This is a genomic window from Pantoea latae (assembly GCF_002077695.1).
Taxonomy (GTDB): Bacteria; Pseudomonadota; Gammaproteobacteria; order Enterobacterales; family Enterobacteriaceae; genus Pantoea; species Pantoea latae.
This window is the reverse complement of the sequence record NZ_MWUE01000013.1, coordinates 186,339-204,505: the sequence shown is the minus strand read 5'-3', so window position 1 is coordinate 204,505 and position 18,167 is coordinate 186,339. Positions and strand designations below refer to the sequence as shown.

Annotated in this window: 16 protein-coding genes and 1 other annotated feature; of the genes, 9 read left to right on the top strand and 7 right to left on the bottom strand. The window is 60.8% G+C overall.

Going from position 1 to position 18,167, the window contains the following annotated elements; translation table 11 throughout:
- Positions 1-304: 304 nt before the first annotated feature.
- The 4 genes from B2J69_RS09695 to deoR form a co-directional block, all read right to left on the bottom strand.
- Positions 305-1,591, bottom strand: a complete 1,287-nt coding sequence (locus B2J69_RS09695) for an MFS transporter (protein ID WP_081138764.1) — start codon at positions 1,589-1,591, stop codon at positions 305-307.
- Positions 1,584-2,741, bottom strand: a complete 1,158-nt coding sequence (locus B2J69_RS09690; protein ID WP_081138761.1) for a mandelate racemase/muconate lactonizing enzyme family protein — start codon at positions 2,739-2,741, stop codon at positions 1,584-1,586. Before B2J69_RS09690 ends, B2J69_RS09695 begins: the two co-directional genes overlap by 8 nt.
- A gap of 231 nt (positions 2,742-2,972) precedes the next feature.
- Positions 2,973-4,640: an energy-dependent translational throttle protein EttA gene (gene ettA / locus B2J69_RS09685; RefSeq protein WP_081138758.1), complete on the bottom strand. Its 1,668-nt coding sequence runs from the start codon at positions 4,638-4,640 to the stop codon at positions 2,973-2,975.
- Between the two features lie 100 nt (positions 4,641-4,740).
- Entirely contained in the window at positions 4,741-5,514 is a 774-nt protein-coding gene (gene deoR / locus B2J69_RS09680; RefSeq protein WP_081138755.1) for a DNA-binding transcriptional repressor DeoR, read from the bottom strand.
- A 307-nt stretch (positions 5,515-5,821) separates the two neighbouring features.
- Between deoR and sltY the strand changes: the two genes are divergently transcribed.
- Positions 5,822-7,741, top strand: coding sequence for a murein transglycosylase (sltY, locus tag B2J69_RS09675; protein ID WP_081138752.1), 1,920 nt, complete (start codon positions 5,822-5,824; stop codon positions 7,739-7,741).
- Positions 7,742-7,786: 45 nt separating this feature from the next.
- Positions 7,787-8,134, top strand: a complete 348-nt coding sequence (trpR, locus tag B2J69_RS09670) for a trp operon repressor (RefSeq protein WP_081138749.1) — start codon at positions 7,787-7,789, stop codon at positions 8,132-8,134.
- Here trpR and yjjX read toward each other — a convergent pair.
- The gene (gene yjjX, locus B2J69_RS09665; RefSeq protein WP_081138746.1) at positions 8,109-8,627 is read right to left on the bottom strand and encodes an inosine/xanthosine triphosphatase; all 519 of its coding nucleotides are present in this window, start codon (positions 8,625-8,627) and stop codon (positions 8,109-8,111) included. The genes trpR and yjjX overlap by 26 nt on opposite strands.
- A gap of 51 nt (positions 8,628-8,678) precedes the next feature.
- Between yjjX and gpmB the strand changes: the two genes are divergently transcribed.
- Positions 8,679-9,326 (top strand): 2,3-diphosphoglycerate-dependent phosphoglycerate mutase GpmB, encoded by a 648-nt coding sequence (gpmB, locus tag B2J69_RS09660; RefSeq protein WP_081138743.1) that lies wholly within the window; start codon positions 8,679-8,681, stop codon positions 9,324-9,326.
- Between the two features lie 31 nt (positions 9,327-9,357).
- On the opposite strand, the gene robA is transcribed toward gpmB, so the two are convergent.
- On the bottom strand, positions 9,358-10,236 hold the full coding sequence (robA, locus tag B2J69_RS09655) for an MDR efflux pump AcrAB transcriptional activator RobA (protein WP_033749410.1): 879 nt from the start codon (positions 10,234-10,236) through the stop codon (positions 9,358-9,360).
- A gap of 194 nt (positions 10,237-10,430) precedes the next feature.
- Between robA and creA the strand changes: the two genes are divergently transcribed.
- Positions 10,431-10,907 (top strand): protein CreA, encoded by a 477-nt coding sequence (gene creA, locus B2J69_RS09650; protein ID WP_081138740.1) that lies wholly within the window; start codon positions 10,431-10,433, stop codon positions 10,905-10,907.
- A 159-nt stretch (positions 10,908-11,066) separates the two neighbouring features.
- Here creA and arcA read toward each other — a convergent pair whose 3' ends face one another.
- Positions 11,067-11,783 carry a two-component system response regulator ArcA gene (gene arcA / locus B2J69_RS09645; RefSeq protein ID WP_081138737.1) on the bottom strand — a complete coding sequence of 239 codons (717 nt, stop codon included), beginning with the start codon at positions 11,781-11,783 and terminating at the stop codon, positions 11,067-11,069.
- A 609-nt stretch (positions 11,784-12,392) separates the two neighbouring features.
- Between arcA and B2J69_RS09640 the strand changes: the two genes are divergently transcribed.
- The 5 genes from B2J69_RS09640 (at position 12,393) to thrC (ending at position 18,121) form a co-directional block, all read left to right on the top strand.
- Positions 12,393-13,088: a tRNA/rRNA methyltransferase gene (locus B2J69_RS09640; RefSeq protein WP_081138734.1), complete on the top strand. Its 696-nt coding sequence runs from the start codon at positions 12,393-12,395 to the stop codon at positions 13,086-13,088.
- Positions 13,089-13,283: 195 nt separating this feature from the next.
- Positions 13,284-13,355, top strand: coding sequence for a thr operon leader peptide (gene thrL / locus B2J69_RS24525; protein WP_127908399.1), 72 nt, complete (start codon positions 13,284-13,286; stop codon positions 13,353-13,355).
- Positions 13,294-13,411, top strand: a sequence feature (Thr leader region). Its footprint overlaps the gene before it by 62 nt.
- A gap of 25 nt (positions 13,412-13,436) precedes the next feature.
- On the top strand, positions 13,437-15,899 hold the full coding sequence (thrA, locus tag B2J69_RS09635; RefSeq protein WP_081138782.1) for a bifunctional aspartate kinase/homoserine dehydrogenase I: 2,463 nt from the start codon (positions 13,437-13,439) through the stop codon (positions 15,897-15,899).
- A 2-nt stretch (positions 15,900-15,901) separates the two neighbouring features.
- Positions 15,902-16,831, top strand: a complete 930-nt coding sequence (gene thrB / locus B2J69_RS09630; protein ID WP_081138785.1) for a homoserine kinase — start codon at positions 15,902-15,904, stop codon at positions 16,829-16,831.
- A 3-nt stretch (positions 16,832-16,834) separates the two neighbouring features.
- The gene (thrC, locus tag B2J69_RS09625; protein WP_081138731.1) at positions 16,835-18,121 is read left to right on the top strand and encodes a threonine synthase; all 1,287 of its coding nucleotides are present in this window, start codon (positions 16,835-16,837) and stop codon (positions 18,119-18,121) included.
- Positions 18,122-18,167 lie beyond the last annotated feature (46 nt).

The following is an 18,167-nucleotide window of genomic DNA, read 5'->3' as shown; positions in this document are numbered from 1 at the left end:
ATTCGTCTGCCTGACGGACCGGTGGGGATGGAACCTCCCTGTTCCAGCCCCACCTTTCGCCCGCATCCATGCGGGCTCTCCTGGCAGACTCACTCTGTTCAGCGCTGCGAAATGCCCGCCTCTGATCGGCCCCAGCCTGCTGGTCAGCCTCCGTGTGCGCTGCTGGAAAAGGACGGCGGCGTTTTTCCTGCTGCAAAGGGCACTCTGTCTGAGGCCACCGCGCCTCCTCTGCTTAGAGAAAATAGCGGCCTTATCTGGACCTGGGCTTAACTGACAAGCATTAGGGGCAGCGCCCCCGTTTTATTCAGCTTGTCGCCAGCGCGCGCAGCGTGTTGACCCCTTTTTGCCGCACCAGCAGCGCCAATAGCAGCATACCGGCCAGCGCCAGCGCGCTCGCAAGCAAAAACGCCGTATGGTAGCCGCCGCCATACTGGATCAAAAAGCCGGTGATACCCGGCGACAAAATCCCCGCCAGATTCGCCAGCAGGTGAACAAAGCCGCCTGCGGTGCCGATGCGTCCCGCCGGCACGATATCCTGCAGCAGCGACCAGCACGCCTGCGGCGTCATATAGGCGAACACGCTGGCCAGCGTAATCAAGGCGACCGCACTCACCACATCCTTGCTCCACGCCGTTAACAGCACGCAGAGCGCGGCGACCGCCAGCCCGACGAAGATCACCAGCTTGCGCGACAGCAGAAAGTTCTGAGTGCGGCGAAACAGCATATCAGAGACGATGCCGCCGCCGAGGAAGCCGACCGTCGCGCCCAGCCATGGCAGCACGCCGATAATGCTCATGCTCTTAATGTCCAGATGCTGAAAGTCGGTGAGGTAGCTCGGCAGCCAGGAGAGAAAAAAGTACTGGATGTAATTGAAGCAGAAAAAGGCGCTCGCCACGCCGAGCACCGGCAGCGAAAAGACGTAGCGCCACAGCGAGTGGCGGTCCTGCTGCGGCGTGACCGCCGCCTGCGTCGCCGGGCGATGGCGGCCGATCAGCTCGCGCTCGGCGGCGCCGACGCGCGGATGATCTTCCGGCTTGTCGCGAAACAGCCACAGCCAGCACGCCACCCAGATAAAGCCCAGTAAGGCGATAACCACAAAGGCGATGCGCCAGCCGTAGTGCAGTCCCACCAGACCGACCACCGGCGCTGCGATCGCCGCGCCCAGCGGCTGGCCGGCGTTGGTAAAGCCGACCGCGCGTCCCGTCTCATTTTTCGGAAACCAGTTGGCGATCGACTTATTGGTGGTGGTGCCCATCGGCCCTTCGCCGATGCCAAACAGCATGCGCACAATCAGCAGATGGGCGAAGCCGGTGACCAGCGCGGTGGCACCGCAAAACAGCGACCAGACACCCGCCGCCCAGGCGTAGACGCGGCGCGGCCCGAAGCGGTCCGCCGCCCAGCCGCCGAGAAAGCAGAAGGCGCAGTAGCCGATAAAGAAGCAGCTAAACAAGATGCCCATTTCGGCGTCGTTGATATGCAGATCGCTTTTAATCAGCGGCGCCATCACCGACAGGGCGGCGCGGTCGAGATAGTTGAGCATGCCGGCGAAGAACAGCAGCAGCGCAATCACCACGCGATAGTTTTTACGCATAGCGGCGGACTCCTTTATCGGTGATCTGGCTCAGGGAGAGACGGTAGTGGCGCAGCACCTCCTCATCCGGCGCGTAGCCGAGGCCGGGACGCGAGGAGAGGGTAAAGGCGACGTCGCGCGGCAGGTCGGGATAGAGGGGGGCTTCAAAGGCGATCCAGGGCACCTCCATTTTGACGTCGTTGGGCAGCAGCGCCACCAGGTGCGCGGTCGCCAGCATGCCGGCGCCGTAGTAGAAGCAGTGCGGCACCACGCGCACGCGATACTGCTGCGCCATGGCGAAGACGCGGCGCGCGGCGCTGATGCCGCCCACTTTCGCCACGCTAGGCTGCGCCACGTCCACCGCGCCGTTCTCCAGCAGGTTGATAAAGCCCTGGTCGCCGTCGACGTTTTCGCCCGCCGCCAGCGGCACGCCGACGCGTTTTAACTGCGCCAGCCCCTGATAGTCGTCCGGCGGCCAGATCGGCTCTTCCAGCCAGCCGAGATTCAGCGCCCGCAGCTCATGCGCCTGCTGCGCCGCCTCCTGGCGCGTCCAGGGACAGTTGACGTCGACCAGCAGCTCCGCCTGCGGCGGCAGCGCGGCGCGGGCCGCCGCTATCGCCTCGACGGTGGTTTCATGCAGTTTCAGCGTGGTAAAGCCCTCGTCCCAGGCGCGTTTCACCTGCGCGGCGACGGCGACGGGATCGTTGTCGTAGCCTACCAGGCTGGCGTAGCGCTCGATGCGCTGGCGCGTGGCGCCGAGCAGCTGCCAGAGCGGCTGCTGGCGCTGCTGGCCGAGCGCGTCCCACAGGGCGATATCGATCGCCGAGAGCGCGTAGCGCACCGGACCGCTGCGGCCAAAGGCGTGCAGCGCTTTTTCCGCCCGCTGCATCTGCTGCGCTATCGCCTGTGGCGAGTCGGGCAGGGTGGCGCCGACGAAAAGCGGTGCGATCAGGGTGCACAGCGCCTGTTCGGTTACCGGGTTGGCCAGATGGCCGAACGCCTCGCCCCAGCCGCACAGGCCGTTGTCGCAGGTGATTTTCACCAGCAGGGTCTCCATGCGGCGCAGCGACGGCGAGGCGGCGTTAAAGGTGGTTTCCTGGCGTTCGGGCGCGCGCCGCTGCGCGTCAAAGGGAATTGCGATACGCGTGACGTCGATTGACGCTATTTTCATGCCATAGACCTCGTAAGATGACCTCCGGCGTGAATTATTGTTACAGCCTGCCGGAACGGTAAGGTGAGTCGGGTCAGATCATCAGCGAGTATAAAAAGCGCGCCCGCGCGTCACATCAGGCAGCAGCCCAGGGTTAACGGCGGATTAGCAGGAAGAATTGGGCGAAACGACAGAGAAAGGCGCAGGGAGTCACAGAAAAGAGAAAAGGCGGCATCGCTGCCGCCTTTTGGCTTACTTGGCAATACGCTTGTACTTGATACGCTTCGGCTCCAGCGCCTCGGCGCCAAGGGTGCGTTTTTTGTACTCTTCGTACTCGCTGAAGTTGCCCTCGAAGAACTCCACCTTGCCTTCATCCTGGTAGTCGAGGATGTGGGTGGCGATGCGGTCGAGGAACCAGCGGTCGTGCGAGATCACCATGGCACAGCCCGGGAACTCCAGCAGGGCGTTTTCCAGCGCGCGCAGGGTTTCGATGTCCAGGTCGTTGGTGGGTTCGTCAAGCAGCAGCAGGTTGCCGCCAACCTGCAGCAGCTTCGCCAGGTGCAGACGACCGCGCTCGCCGCCGGAGAGTTCGCCGACGCGTTTGCCCTGGTCAGTGCCTTTGAAGTTAAAGCGGCCGACGTAGGCGCGGCTCGGCATCTCAAAGGTGCCGATGCGCATGGTGTCCAGCCCGCCAGAAACCTCTTCCCAGACGGTTTTCGAGTTATCCATCGCGTCGCGGAACTGATCGACCGACGCCAGCTTAACGGTTTCGCCCAGCTCGATGCTGCCGGAATCGGGCTGCTCCTGGCCGGTCATCATGCGGAACAGGGTCGATTTACCCGCGCCGTTAGGACCGATAATGCCGACGATAGCGCCTTTCGGCACCGAGAAAGAGAGATCGTCAATCAGCACGCGGTCGCCGTAGGATTTGGTCAGGTTTTTCACCTCGACCACTTTATCGCCCAGGCGCGGACCCGGCGGAATAAAGAGTTCGCTGGTCTCGTTGCGCTTCTGATATTCGGTGCTGTTCAGCTCCTCAAAGCGGGCCAGACGCGCCTTGCCTTTAGACTGACGGCCTTTCGCGCCCTGACGCACCCACTCCAGCTCTTTCTCGATCGATTTGCGACGTGCCGCTTCGGCCGAGGCTTCCTGCGCCAGACGCTGATCTTTCTGCTCCAGCCAGGAGGAGTAGTTGCCTTCCCACGGAATGCCTTCGCCGCGGTCCAGCTCCAGGATCCAGCCCGCCACGTTGTCGAGGAAGTAGCGGTCGTGGGTAATCGCCACCACGGTGCCTTCGAACTCGTGCAGGAAGCGCTCCAGCCAGGCCACGGACTCGGCGTCCAGGTGGTTGGTCGGTTCGTCCAGCAGCAGCATGTCCGGTTTTTCCAGCAGCAGACGGCACATCGCCACGCGGCGACGCTCGCCGCCGGAGAGGTTGCCGATCAGCGCGTCCCAGTCCGGCAGACGCATTGCGTCGGCGGCGCGCTCCAGCTGCGTTTCAAGGTTATGGCCGTCGTGCGCCTGAATCACCTCTTCCAGACGACCCTGTTCGGCCGCCAGCTTGTCGAAGTCGGCGTCCGGCTCGGCGTAGAGCGCGTAAACCTCGTCGAGACGCTTTAGCGCGCCGACCACGTCGGAAACCGCTTCTTCGATCGATTCGCGCACCGTCTGTTCCGGGTTGAGCTTCGGCTCCTGCGGCAGGTAGCCGACTTTGATGCCTGGCTGCGGACGCGCTTCCCCTTCGATATCTTTATCGATGCCCGCCATAATGCGCAGCAGCGTGGATTTACCTGCGCCGTTCAGGCCGAGCACGCCGATTTTCGCGCCCGGGAAAAAGCTGAGGGAGATGTTCTTCAGAATATGACGCTTCGGCGGTACCACTTTACCGACGCGATGCATGCTATAGACGAATTGAGCCACGTTGTTATGAGCCTCTGATTCTGGTGGGTGAATTAGTGACGAAGTTTAGCCTTTTTGCCTGGCTAATCCCAGCCGCGCGCCGGGATAATTGCGGACGAGGTCAGGCGGAGTCAGGCAGCCGCAGCGGCAGCGACTGCTGCGCCAGCCACGCCGCCAGCGCGGGCTCCGGCGCGCTGTCGCTGACCAGCAGGTCGAAGCGGCGCAGCTCGGCGATGCGCGCGGGCAACACCTTGCCGAATTTGCTGCTGTCCGCCACCAGCACGCGCTGGCGCGATCGCAGCATGGCGTGATGCTTCATCGCCAGCTCGTTCAGGTTGTAGCAGGTGGCGCCCTGTTCGCTGTCGATGCCCGCCGCCGAGATAAAGGCCAGCGTCGGACAGAGATCGTCGAGAATCGAATGGGCGCCGACCGGGGTAAAAAGCGCGTTGTCGGCATGAAATTCGCCGCCGCTCAGGATGACGTTGCAGGCCGCTTTCTCTTTCAGCGCCAGAAAGGTGTTCATGGCGCAGCAGATGGCGGTGAAGGGCAGGTCGTCCGGCAGCGCGTCCACGATATAGGGAATGGTGGTGCCGCAGTCGAAAAATACCGTATCGTTCTCGCCGATCAGGCTGGCGGCAGCCTGCGCCAGACGCTGCTTTCTCGCGGCGTTCTGGCCGTGCTGATCCGACACGAAGTAGTGCCCGACATGGCTTTTTGGATCGCTGACGATGTAGCCGCCCAGCAGCACCACCGCAGAGGCGGGTTCGCTGAGATCGCGGCGGATGGTCATCTCCGAGACGCCCAGCAGCTGCGCGGCGTCTTTCAGATGCAGCTTATCGGTGCGTTTTAACGCCAGGGTCAGTTTCTGAATGCGTTCGTCGCGCCGGGTTTCCATAGACGTCTCTGTTGTGGTTGGTAGCGAAAACGGTGCGCAGCCAGCGACCGCATCTGAGCATCATTACAAGGTGATAAACTGGACTTTTTTAATAAGTTGCGTCTTCAGACACGCAATCTTAACTGTAACAGGATCGTCCCGTAAACCTCGTCTTCAGGCTGCTATTGTCAGCCAGGCGCCCCTGACCTGCTGGTTATCTGCTACGCGCTGCGTAAATTTTGTGAAGAACATGGCAAGAGCCGGTTCCCCTGGTTAGCATGAAGAATGCCTGGCACGCAGCCGGAGAGCAGCAACAGAGGAGATTTTCGTGGAGAAGTGGCGTAACTGGATAGCAGGGATCTGCCTGGCCGCAACGGCTGGCAGCGCGTGGGCCGACTCGCTGGATCAGCAGCGAGAGCGATATCAACAGATTAAGCAGGCATGGGACAGCAATCAGATGGCGACGGTGGAGCAGCTGCTGCCGACGCTGCAGGACTATCCGCTTTATCCCTATCTGCAGTACCGCCTGCTGGCGCAGGATCTCGATCAGGAAACGCCGCTCGCCATTAAAAACTTTATTCAGCAATACCCGACGCTGCCGCCGGCGCGCTCCCTGAAAACCCGCTTCGTCAACGTGCTGGCGCACCGCGAGGACTGGCAGGGCATTCTGAGCTTTAGCCCAGAAGCGCCAACCCCGGTGCAGGCGCGCTGCAACTGGCTCTACGCCAAATGGGCGACCGGCGCGCAGCAGCAGGCGTTTGCCGGCGCGAAAGAGATCTGGCTGCGCGGCACCGCACTGCCGAACGACTGCGACCGACTCTTCTCTGTCTGGCAATCCTCCGGCCAGATGTCGCCGATTACCGTGCTGGAGCGCATCCGGCTGGCGATGAAAGCGGGCAACGACAGCCTGGTGAGTTTCCTGGCGAAAACCCTGCCGGAAGATTATCAGACCATCGCCAACGGCGTGCTGATGCTGCAGAACGATCCGCAGACGGTGGTGAGCTTCGCCCAGTCCGTCGGGCCGACCGACTTTACCCGTCAGGCGACGATTTACGCCTTTACCCGCGTGGCGCGCGCCGATATGGAGAACGCGCGCAGCATGATCCCGCTGCTGGTGCGGGCGCAGAAAATGGAGGCGGACGACGAGCAGGCGCTGAAAGAGATCGTGGTCTGGCGCATGATGGGCAGCGATCTGACGTCGGAGCAGGCGCGCTGGCGCGACGGCGTGGTGATGAACAGCCAGTCGACGGCGCTGATCGAACGCCGCGTGCGGCTGGCGCTCTCGCAGCACGACCGTCGCGGCCTCAATACCTGGATCGCGCGGCTGCCGCTTGAGGCGAAAGAGAAAGACGAGTGGCAATACTGGCAGGCGGATCTGCTCTATTCCCAGGGCCGTAAAGAGGAAGCGGACGAGATCCTGCACAAGCTGATGCAGGCGCGCGGCTTCTATCCGATGGTGGCGGCGCAGCGGCTCGGCGAAAAATACCCGATACAGATCGACGAAGCGCCGAAGCCAGACAGCGCGACGGTGCAGGGGCCGGAGCTGGCGCGGGTGCGCGAGCTGATGTTCTGGGGGCTGGACAACCTGGCGCGCAGCGAGTGGGCCAACCTTATCTCCAGCAAGAGCCATGTTCAGCAGCAGATGCTGGCGCGCTACGCCAACGAGCAGGACTGGTGGGATCTCAGCGTGCAGGCGACCATTACGGCGAAGATGTGGGACAGCCTGAAAGAGCGCTTCCCGCTGGCGTGGGAGAGCTTCTATAAGAGCAATACCCGCGACAAAGGCATCGCCCCGAGCTACGCCATGGCGATTTCGCGCCAGGAGAGCGCCTGGAACCCGAAAGCGCGTTCGCCGGTGGGCGCCAGCGGCCTGATGCAGGTGATGCCGGCGACGGCGGCGCATACCGTGAAGATGTACAACATTCCCGGCTATGTGAACAGCAGCCAGCTGCTGGATCCGCAGACCAATATCCAGATCGGCACCCAGTATCTGGAGTATGTTTACCAGCAGTTCGGGCAAAACCGCATTTTCGCTTCCGCCGCCTATAATGCGGGACCGGGACGCGTGCGCAGCTGGCAGAACGTCAGCGCGGGCAATCTCGACGCGGTCGCCTTTATCGAAACCATTCCCTTCTCGGAAACGCGCGGCTACGTGAAAAACGTGCTGGCCTATGACGCCTACTATCGCCACTTTATGGGCGAGCCGGACAAGATCCTGTCAGACAGCGAGTGGAATCGCCGTTACTAGCTGTGCTATGCTTCCGTACTCGTTAGTGAGTACGGAAGCCTGTTGATGACGCAATCTCCCGCCCGGTCGGCGCAAAATTCCCTTTCTGAAGATAACTGGCGACGCTTTATCGCGCTGATGCAGCAGGCCTACGCCGATGACGTGGCGCTGCCGTTACTGCAGCTGATGCTGACGCCGGATGAGCGCGAGGCGCTCGGCACGCGCCTGCGCATCGTCGAAGAGCTGATGAGCGGCGTTATGAGCCAGCGCGAGCTGAAAAACGAGCTGGGCGTCGGCATTGCTACCATTACGCGCGGCTCCAACAGCCTGAAAGAGGCGCCGCCCGAGCTGCGACGCTGGCTGGAAGCGCGTCTGGGACGCGCCGACCTTAACGCTGATAAAGCGGATGAGTAAAAGGGCAGAGCGCCAGGATCAGCGCCTGATGATAGACGCTGGAGCGCGTCAGCCGTCCCTGCGTAAAAGCGCCGATAGCGCCGCCTTTCTGTTTGATATTCTCCACGCCGGTGAGACGGGCCATCTCCTCGCCCAGTTCGCGTCCGGCGCGTAGGCCCTCCAGCACCACTGGCGGCAGCGTAAAGCTGGCGGATCGCGACTCGCCGCGTTGCTCTGCGTTTTCCACCACCATCCAGGCAAAGGCGCACTCCGCCTCGATACCGGCCTCAATCGCCACCCAGAAGTCCGCTGCCGGTTCCGCCCGACGCGCATTGGCGACGCGCTGGCGTGCGCCGGTTCGCGTTTCCGCATCGCTCAGCGGCTGCGCCGCCACGCCGCTATCGACCTCGACCCCGCGAATATGGCAGGATCCTTCGCCGAAAACGTCGCTGAACGCCTGAGAAATTGCGCGAATTTTTGCCGGATTGATGGTGGCTGCGATAACCTGGTACATAATCTATTGAACCCTTTAGGCAAATTTGTCGCAGTATAACGGAAACTCAGCATGCTACAGGTCTATCTTGTTCGTCACGGTGAAACGGTATGGAATGCGGAGCGCCGCATTCAGGGACAATCCGACAGTCCGCTGACGGAGAAAGGAGAGCAACAGGCCCATCAGGTGGGCGAGCGCGTAAAACATCTTGGCATTACCCATGTTATCGCCAGCGATCTGGGCCGCACGCAGCGCACCGCCGAGATTATCGCCGACGCCTGCGGCTGTACGGTGACGCTGGAGCCGCGCCTGCGCGAGCTGAATATGGGCGTGCTGGAGAAGCGTCCGCTGGACGGGCTAACCGAGGAAGAGGAGCGCTGGCGCAGCACGCTGGTGGACGGCACCGAGGACGGCCGTATCCCGCAGGGCGAATCGATGGCGGAGATGGCGGCGCGCATGCACGCGGCGCTGAACGCCTGCCTGGCGCTGCCCGCCGGCAGCCGTCCGCTGCTGGTGAGTCACGGTATGGCGCTGGGCGTTTTGATCAGCACGATTCTCGGATTGCCGGCCCATGCGGAGCGTCGGCTGCGGCTGCGCAACTGCTCGATTTCGCGCGTCGATCATCAGCGCAGCGCCTGGCTGGCGGAAGGCTGGGTGGTGGAAACGGCGGGCGACGTGTCGCATCTGGACGCGCCGGCGCTGGATGAGCTGCAGCGCTAATAAAAATGCCGTCGTGATGACGGCATCGTTATTAGCTCGCCTGCTGGCGACGGATCGGGATGAGATATTCGCAGCGGATCTCTTTCGGCGGCTCGGGGCGTTTTTTGCCGCCGTGGGTATAGAAGCGCTCGATATCCTGGCCCTGACGGCGCGTCAGGCCGAGCGTCGGCATACAGGTGCCGTAGAGCAGCAGGATAAATTCCTGTAGTTCGTTGCGCGGGCCGTTGTAGGTGAACTGCACATAGTCACCCGCTTCCAGCAGCACGCTCTGGCCGGAGTGCAGGTTGACTGCCTGGTCAGACGGCACGGCGGTGGTGTAGAGGATCTCCTGCTCGTCATCTTTCTCCTGGCTGGCGCGCACCTGATGCAGGCCGTAGAGCACCGGCGGCACGGTGTCAGTTTCCAGCAGGAACTGCTTCCAGAAATGAATGCGCATTTCGTCGCGGTAGCTGGAGATCTGCTCCAGCGTGCAGCTGTAGGTTTGCGTTTGTCCGACCAGCACGGTTTCCGGCAGGGTGACGAAGGTCGACTCCGGCATGCTGTTGTCGTCGAGGCGAATCGGCGGACGAATGCCGAACGAGTTCCATTCTGATGAGCGGCGATACCACGCGGGCGTCTGGTTAAACTGCTTTTTAAAGGCGCGGGTAAAGGTCTGCTGGGAGTCAAAACGGTACTGTAGCGCGATATCCAGAATCGGGCGGCTGGTCAGACGCAGCGCCACGGCCGCTTTCGACAGGCGACGCGCGCGGATATAGGCGCCGATGGCATGGCCTGTCACATCCTTGAACATCCGCTGCAGATGCCATTTAGAGTAACCCGCTTTCAGGGCAACATTGTCTAGTGAAAGGGGCTGATCCAGATGGCTCTCCAGCCAGACAAGCAAATCTCGAATGATACCGGCTTGGTCCATAAAACATCCTCATACTCTCTGGGGCGCGGCTAACGCGGTCGCCGAATAATAGCACTAATTGCACATCAGGCGTGGGCAGTTTTGTTGGGAGATTGTGCCATGTCAATGTGGGATAAAACCGGTTCTGGTTTGGTCAACGCGGACAATTGCCAGTACATTACATGCTCGTCTATTAGGTTTGCAATGGTAACGCTATGACAATATCTCGCTTTTTCGCTGCTTCACTCGCCACGCTGCTGCTGGCGTCACCGGTTCTGGCCGAGGAGATCGGCTCGGTAGATACGGTATTCAAGATGTTCGGGCCTGACCATAAGATCGTGGTGGAAGCCTTCGACGATCCCGACGTAAAAAATGTAACCTGTTATATCAGCCGGGCGAAAACCGGCGGCATCAAGGGCGGCTTAGGGCTGGCTGAGGATACCGCCGACGCGGCGATCTCCTGTCAGCAGGTGGGGCCGGTGACGCTCAGCGACGCCATCGCCAACGGCAAAGCGCAGGGCGAAGTAGTGTTTAAGAAGCGCACTTCGCTGGTGTTTAAAAAGCTGCAGGTGGTGCGTTTCTTCGATCAGAAGCGCCATGCGCTGATCTATCTGAGCTACTCTGACAGGGTGGTGGAGGGATCGCCGAAGAATGCGCTGAGCGCGGTGCCTATTATGCCGTGGCGGGAATAAAAAAACGCCCTTCGGGGCGTTTTTACTGACGGCGGCTAAAGCTCGCAGGCGGGTGAGACGGACCGAGCTGGCAGGGATGCCGCTTTTTGCGTCTTTGCGATCGGGCCGTCTTACCCGCGCTGGCACCGTGTCAGCCAACCCTCGATTCCAGCAGGTTTTTTATTCCTGCAGATCGCCGCAGAAGCGGTAGCCTTCGCCGTGAATGGTGGCGATGATTTCCGGCGTGTCCGGCGTCGACTCAAAATGCTTACGGATGCGGCGAATAGTGACGTCGACGGTGCGGTCGTGCGGCTTCAGCTCGCGGCCGGTCATCTTCTTCAGCAGGTCGGCGCGGGTCTGGATTTTGCCGGGGTTCTCGCAGAAGTGCAGCATGGCGCGAAACTCGCTGCGCGGCAGCTTGTACTGATCGCCGTTGGGGCTGATCAGCGAACGGCTGTTGATATCCAGCTCCCAGCCGTTGAACTTGTAGCTTTCCACCTGGCGGCGCTCTTCGCTCGGCATCGCCAGATTCATGGTGCGCGACAGCAGATTGCGCGCACGGATGGTCAGCTCGCGCGGATTGAACGGCTTGGTGATGTAGTCATCGGCGCCGATCTCCAGACCAAGGATCTTGTCCACTTCATTATCACGACCGGTCAGGAACATCAGCGCCACGTTCGCCTGCTCGCGCAGTTCGCGCGCCAGTAACAGGCCGTTTTTGCCCGGCAGGTTAATGTCCATGATCACTAGGTTAACATCATTGTCGGTGAGCACCTGATGCATTTCAGCGCCGTCGGTTGCCTCATAGACGACATAACCTTCCGCCTCAAAAATACTTTTGAGGGTGTTACGCGTGACCAGTTCGTCTTCAACGATAAGAATGTGTGGGGTCTGCATGTTTCGCTACCTAAAATTTGCCAACAAATCGAAAACAGGGCGTACGCGGGTATTCAGGCTCGCTAAAAAGCGCGGTGAGTGGCGCTTAACCGTTGTACGAAATTATGTTCTTGATACACCATCTATCAACGTCAACAACAGTGTTAGCTCAGCCAGTCAGAATGAATATTGCCTGCCCCAGGAGAGAATCTTTTGGCGCATATCCTAACCGTATTAACAGCAACCTAACAGCACCAACAACAACCGATAAGCATAAAAACAACGCTTCGTTGACTTATATCAAATGCAATTGTAGCACGTTAACACTTATGTGAAAAACTTCTCTTGTAATGCCAGCTTAGCTCACAAAAAATATCAATTTCGCTACATTTTTACATTATGTATACGCAAATGATAATTGCACAGCGCCCGGCGCTATTAACCTGATTAAAAACATCTTTGACGTTTTAATTTGCTTTAATGCCGCGTTGGCGCCCATTTCCGATGCATAAAGTTATTTATTAAAATTTAACATCCTTAACAACTTCTTTTCGGTTCTGGCAGGATCCCGGCGTTGGTAGCGGCGCGTGTTACTATAAGGCGCGATTTCTAAACACAGATGGAATAATGATGCGTTTTCCCCTCATTCTGGTTTCTCCCGCCCGGCCGGAAAATATCGGCGCAGCGGCGCGCGCCATGAAAACCATGGGCTTTAGCGAGCTGCGCATTGTCGCCAGCGACGCCTGGCAGGATCCCGCCGCCCGTCGCGTGGCGCACGGCGCTGGCGAGATCCTCGATAATCTGCGCACCTGTGCGACGCTGCAGGAGGCGCTGGCGGATATCGACTTCTCCGTGGCGACCACCGCGCGCAGCCGCGCAAAGTTCCGCTACTACGCCACGCCGCAGCAGGTCGAGACGCAGCTGCTGGAGAAGCGGCAGTGGGTCAACAGCATGGCGCTGGTCTTCGGGCGCGAGGATAGCGGCCTGACCAATGAAGAGCTGGATCTAGTGGATCTGCTCACCGGCATCCCGATGGCGCAGGATTATCCCTCGCTCAACCTCGGTCAGGCAGTAATGGTCTACTGCTATCAGCTTGCCGCGCTCAATCGCGTGGCGCCGCCCGCCGCCGCACCGGCTGACGCGCAGCAGCTGGATGCGCTGCGCCAGCGCTTCGACCGCCTGCTGCAGCGGCTTGAGGTCAGCGACGATCGCAAGATGGCTGACTGGATCGATCAGCGTATCGGCCTGCTGGAGCAGCGCGACAGCGCCATGCTGCACCGGCTGCTGCACGACGTAGAAAAAAAACTTATAGATAAATCTTCCTGAAAAAGCGGTTTTTGCAGCGGCTGATCGTACAAAGCCCGCAGCGGGCAAACGATCCGGCAAGAATTCCCCTGGCCAGCACGCAGCAGTGCGCAGCGGCGAGAAATTCGCCGCCGGACAAATTCGTTGACTTGACCGGCGCTTTGCTTTACTTCTGGAAGGCAGACAGACTTAAAAAGACAGACAGAAAAAATCTCAATGCGTAACTCAACCAGCCTGAACATCACCATTATTACCACCACCATTACCACCGGTAAGGGTGCGGGCTGACGCATACAGGAAAAAAAAGAAAAAGCCCGCACCTAAACAGTGCGGGCTTTTTTTTCGGCAAAAATTCAGGAGAGCTTTAACATGCGAGTGCTGAAATTTGGTGGGACCTCGGTAGCGAATGCGGAACGTTTTCTGCGTGTCGCTGACATTCTGGAAAGTAATGCGCAGCAGGGACAGGTTGCCACCGTACTCTCTGCACCAGCGAAGATCACCAACCACCTGGTGGCGATGATTGAGAAGACCATCAGCGGCCAGGACGCGCTGCCGAACATCCGCGACGCCGAGCGTATTTTCGACGAGCTGCTGCAGGGGCTGGCGGCGGCGCAGCCGGGCTTCGACTACGACGGCCAGAAAACCCGCGTCGATCTGGAGTTCGCGCAGCTGAAACAGGTGCTGCACGGCATCAGCCTGCTAGGTCAGTGCCCGGACAGCGTCAACGCCGCCATTATCTGCCGCGGCGAAAAGCTCTCTATCGCCATTATGGAGGCGCTGCTGCTGGCGCGCGGTCATGAGGTCACGGTGATCGATCCGGTAGAGAAACTGCTGGCCGTCGGCCACTATCTTGAATCGACCGTCGATATCGCCGAATCGACGCGCCGCATCGCCGCCAGCCAGATCCCGCCGCAAAACATGATCCTGATGGCCGGCTTTACCGCAGGCAATGAGAAGGGCGAGCTGGTGGTGCTGGGCCGCAACGGCTCGGACTATTCCGCCGCGGTGCTGGCCGCCTGTCTGCGCGCCGACTGCTGCGAAATCTGGACCGATGTCGACGGCGTCTATACCTGCGATCCGCGCCAGGTGCCCGACGCGCGCCTGCTGAAGTCGATGTCCTATCAGGAGGCGATGGAACTCTCCTACTTCGGCGCCAAAGTGCTGCACCCGCGCACCATCGCGCCTATCGCCCAGTTCCAGATCCCGTGCCTGATTAAAAACACCGCCAACCCGCAGGCGCCCGGCACGCTGATCGGCGGCGAAAGCGAGCAGGATGAGAATCCGGTCAAAGGCATCACCAACCTTAACAACATGGCGATGTTCAACGTCTCCGGCCCCGGCATGAAAGGCATGGTCGGCATGGCGGCGCGCGTGTTCGCCGCGATGTCGCGCACCGGCATTTCCGTGGTGCTCATCACCCAGTCCTCCTCGGAATACAGCATCAGCTTCTGCGTGCCGCAGAATGAGCAGGCGCGCGCGCGCCGCGTGCTGGAAGAGGAGTTCTATCTGGAGCTGAAAGATGGCCTGCTCGATCCGCTGGAGGTGATGGAGCAGCTGGCGGTGATCTCGGTGGTTGGCGACGGCATGCGCACGCTGCGCGGCATCTCCGCCAAATTCTTCTCTGCGCTGGCGCGCGCCAATATCAATATCGTCGCCATCGCCCAGGGCTCCTCTGAGCGCTCTATCTCGGTGGTGGTCAGCAACGACGACGCCACCACCGGCGTGCGCGTGGTGCACCAGATGCTGTTCGCCACCGATCAGGTGATTGAGGTCTTCGTGGTGGGCGTCGGCGGCGTCGGCGGCGCGCTGCTGGATCAGCTCTATCGCCAGCAGGCGTGGCTGAAGCAGAAGCATATCGATCTGCGCGTCTGCGGCATCGCCAACTCGCGCGCGCTGCTGACCAACGTGCACGGCATCGACCTGAGCAACTGGAAAGCGGCGCTGAGCGAAGCAAAAGAGCCGTTTGACCCCGCCCGTCTGAGCCGGCTGGTAAAAGAATACCATATGCTTAACCCGGTGATCGTCGACTGTACCTCCAGCCAGACGGTGGCCGATCGCTACGCCGACTTCCTCAGCGACGGCTTCCACGTGGTGACGCCGAATAAAAAGGCCAACACCTCGTCATGGAACTACTACCAGCAGATGCGCGCCGCCGCCGCGAAGTCGCGCCGCAAATTCCTCTACGACACCAACGTTGGCGCGGGCCTGCCGGTGATTGAAAACCTGCAAAACCTGCTGAACGCCGGCGATGAGCTGATTAAATTCTCCGGTATCCTCTCCGGCTCGCTCTCCTTTATTTTCGGCAAGCTGGATGAAGGGGTGTCGCTCTCTGAGGCGACGAAGATGGCGCGTGAGATGGGCTTTACCGAGCCGGATCCGCGCGACGACCTCTCCGGCATGGATGTGGCGCGCAAGCTGCTGATCCTGGCGCGCGAAGCGGGCCATCAGCTGGAGCTAGGCGACATTGAGATCGAGCCGCTGCTGCCCGCCAGCCTGACGCAAATCGCCGACGTCGAGACCTTTATGCAGCGTTTGCCGGAGCTGGATAACGCCTTCGCCGCGCGCGTTGCCAGCGCGCGCGACGAGGGGAAAGTGTTACGCTTCGTCGGCGCGATTGAAGAGGGCGGCGTCTGCAAAGTGAAAATCGACGCGGTCGACGGCAACGATCCGCTCTATAAAGTGAAAAACGGCGAAAACGCGCTGGCGTTTTACAGCCGTTATTATCAGCCGATCCCGCTGGTGCTGCGCGGATACGGCGCGGGAAATGATGTGACGGCGGCGGGCGTTTTCGCCGATCTGCTGCGCACTCTGTCGTGGAAGTTGGGAGTTTGATGATGGTAAAAATTTACGCGCCGGCCTCGATTGGCAATGTCAGCGTCGGCTTTGATGTGCTGGGCGCGGCGGTGTCGCCGGTGGACGGCACGCTGTTGGGTGACTGCGTCTCGGTAGACGCGGCGCCGCGCTTTTCGCTGCAGAACAGCGGACGCTTTGTCAGCAAGCTGCCGGACGATCCCAAAGAGAATATCGTTTACCAGTGCTGGCAGCGCTTTTGCGAGGCGATCGGCGAAGAGGTGCCGGTGGCGATGACGCTGGAAAAAAATATGCCGATCGGCTCTGGCCTCGGCTCCAGCGCCTGTTCGGTGGTGGCCGGCCTGATGGCGATGAACGAGTTTTGCGGCAGGCCGCTCAGCGATACGCAGCTGCTGACGCTGATGGGCGAGCTGGAAGGGCGCATTTCCGGCAGCGTGCACTATGACAACGTCGCGCCGTGCTTCCTCGGCGGCATTCAGCTGATGCTGGAAGAGAACGGCGTTATCAGCCAGCCGGTGCCGGGCTTCGACGACTGGCTGTGGGTAATGGCCTATCCCGGTATCAAGGTCTCTACCGCCGAAGCGCGCGCCATCCTGCCGGCGCAGTATCGCAAAGAGGATGTGATTAAGCATGGCCGCCTGCTGGCAGGCTTTATTCATGCCTGCCACACGCGCCAGCCGTTGCTGGCCGCTAAACTGATGCAGGATGTGATTGCTGAGCCTTACCGCACCCGACTGCTGCCGGGCTTTGCCGAAGCGCGTCAGGCCGCCGTGGATATCGGCGCGCTGGCCTGCGGCATTTCCGGCTCCGGCCCCACGCTTTTCGCCGTTTGCAATCAGATGGAAACGGCGCAGCGGATGGCAGACTGGCTGCGCCAGCACTATCTGCAGAATGATGAAGGCTTCGTCCATATTTGCCGCCTTGATACGGCTGGCGCACGTAAACTGGGATAACGCATGAAACTCTACAACCTTAAGGATCATAACGAGCAGGTGAGCTTTTCGCAGGCGGTGAAACAGGGCCTCGGATCGCAGCAGGGGCTCTTCTTCCCGCTGGAGCTGCCGGAATTCGAGCTGACCGACATCGACGCGATGCTGGAGATGGATTTCGTCAGCCGCAGCAGCAAAATTCTGTCTGCCTATATCGGCGACGAAATCGCGCCGCACCAGCTGGCCGAGCGCGTTAAAACCGCCTTCGCCTTCCCGGCGCCGGTGGCCAAGGTGAGCGACGATATCTCATGCCTGGAGCTGTTTCACGGCCCGACGCTGGCGTTTAAAGATTTTGGCGGCCGCTTTATGGCGCAGATGCTCTCCTACGTGTCAGGCGCGGACGAGCAGATCACCATTCTGACTGCTACCTCCGGCGACACCGGCGCGGCGGTGGCCCACGCTTTTTACGGCATGGAAAACGTGCGCGTGGTGATCCTCTATCCGCAGGGCAAAATCAGTCCACTGCAGGAGAAGCTGTTCTGCACGCTGGGCGGCAATATCGAAACCATCGCCATCGACGGCGACTTCGACGCCTGTCAGGCGCTGGTAAAACAGGCGTTTGACGACGAGGAGCTGAAAAAGGCGATCGGCCTGAACTCCGCCAACTCCATCAATATCAGCCGCCTGCTGGCGCAGATCTGCTACTACTTCGAAGCGGTGGCGCAGCTGCCGCAGGAGAAACGCAATCAGCTGGTGGTGTCGGTGCCGAGCGGCAACTTCGGCGATCTCACCGCCGGCCTGCTGGCAAAATCGCTGGGGCTGCCGATTAAGCGTTTTATCGCCGCCACCAACGCCAACGACACCGTGCCGCGCTTTCTGCAGGGCGGCAGCTGGACGCCCAACGCCACGGTCGCCACGCTGTCAAACGCCATGGACGTCAGCCAGCCGAACAACTGGCCGCGCGTCGAGGAGCTGTTCCGCCGCAAAACCTGGCGTTTAACCGATCTCGCCTACGGCGCGGTCAGCGACGACACCACCGAAGCGACAATGCGCGAGCTGGCGGAAATCGGCTATATCTCCGAGCCGCACGCGGCCATCGCCTATCGCTTGCTGCGCGATCAGCTGCAGGAAGGGGAGTTTGGTCTGTTCCTCGGCACCGCGCACCCGGCGAAGTTTAAGGAGAGCGTAGAAGCGATTCTGGGGCAGGCGCTGCCGCTGCCGCAGGAGCTGGCGGACCGCGCCGGGCTGCCGCTGCTGTCGCACACCATGCCGGCGGATTTCGCGCCGCTGCGCGCGTTTTTACTTAAGGCCTGATAAGGTGCTGACGCGGGTGACAAGGTCCGATCGCAAAGACGCAAAA

Bases quoted from the DNA above. Each gene is read 5' to 3' on its own strand.
- gpmB (WP_081138743.1), top strand. From the start codon at position 8,679: ATGCTACAGGTCTATCTTGTTCGTCACGGTGAAACGGTATGGAATGCG.
- robA (WP_033749410.1), bottom strand. From the start codon at position 10,236: ATGGACCAAGCCGGTATCATTCGAGATTTGCTTGTCTGGCTGGAGAGC.
- B2J69_RS09695 (WP_081138764.1), bottom strand. From the start codon at position 1,591: ATGCGTAAAAACTATCGCGTGGTGATTGCGCTGCTGCTGTTCTTCGCC.
- yjjX (WP_081138746.1), bottom strand. From the start codon at position 8,627: ATGTACCAGGTTATCGCAGCCACCATCAATCCGGCAAAAATTCGCGCA.
- arcA (WP_081138737.1), bottom strand. From the start codon at position 11,783: ATGCAGACCCCACACATTCTTATCGTTGAAGACGAACTGGTCACGCGT.
- trpR (WP_081138749.1), top strand. From the start codon at position 7,787: ATGACGCAATCTCCCGCCCGGTCGGCGCAAAATTCCCTTTCTGAAGAT.
- B2J69_RS09690 (WP_081138761.1), bottom strand. From the start codon at position 2,741: ATGAAAATAGCGTCAATCGACGTCACGCGTATCGCAATTCCCTTTGAC.
- creA (WP_081138740.1), top strand. From the start codon at position 10,431: ATGACAATATCTCGCTTTTTCGCTGCTTCACTCGCCACGCTGCTGCTG.
- deoR (WP_081138755.1), bottom strand. From the start codon at position 5,514: ATGGAAACCCGGCGCGACGAACGCATTCAGAAACTGACCCTGGCGTTA.
- B2J69_RS09640 (WP_081138734.1), top strand. From the start codon at position 12,393: ATGCGTTTTCCCCTCATTCTGGTTTCTCCCGCCCGGCCGGAAAATATC.
- thrA (WP_081138782.1), top strand. From the start codon at position 13,437: ATGCGAGTGCTGAAATTTGGTGGGACCTCGGTAGCGAATGCGGAACGT.
- thrC (WP_081138731.1), top strand. From the start codon at position 16,835: ATGAAACTCTACAACCTTAAGGATCATAACGAGCAGGTGAGCTTTTCG.
- thrB (WP_081138785.1), top strand. From the start codon at position 15,902: ATGGTAAAAATTTACGCGCCGGCCTCGATTGGCAATGTCAGCGTCGGC.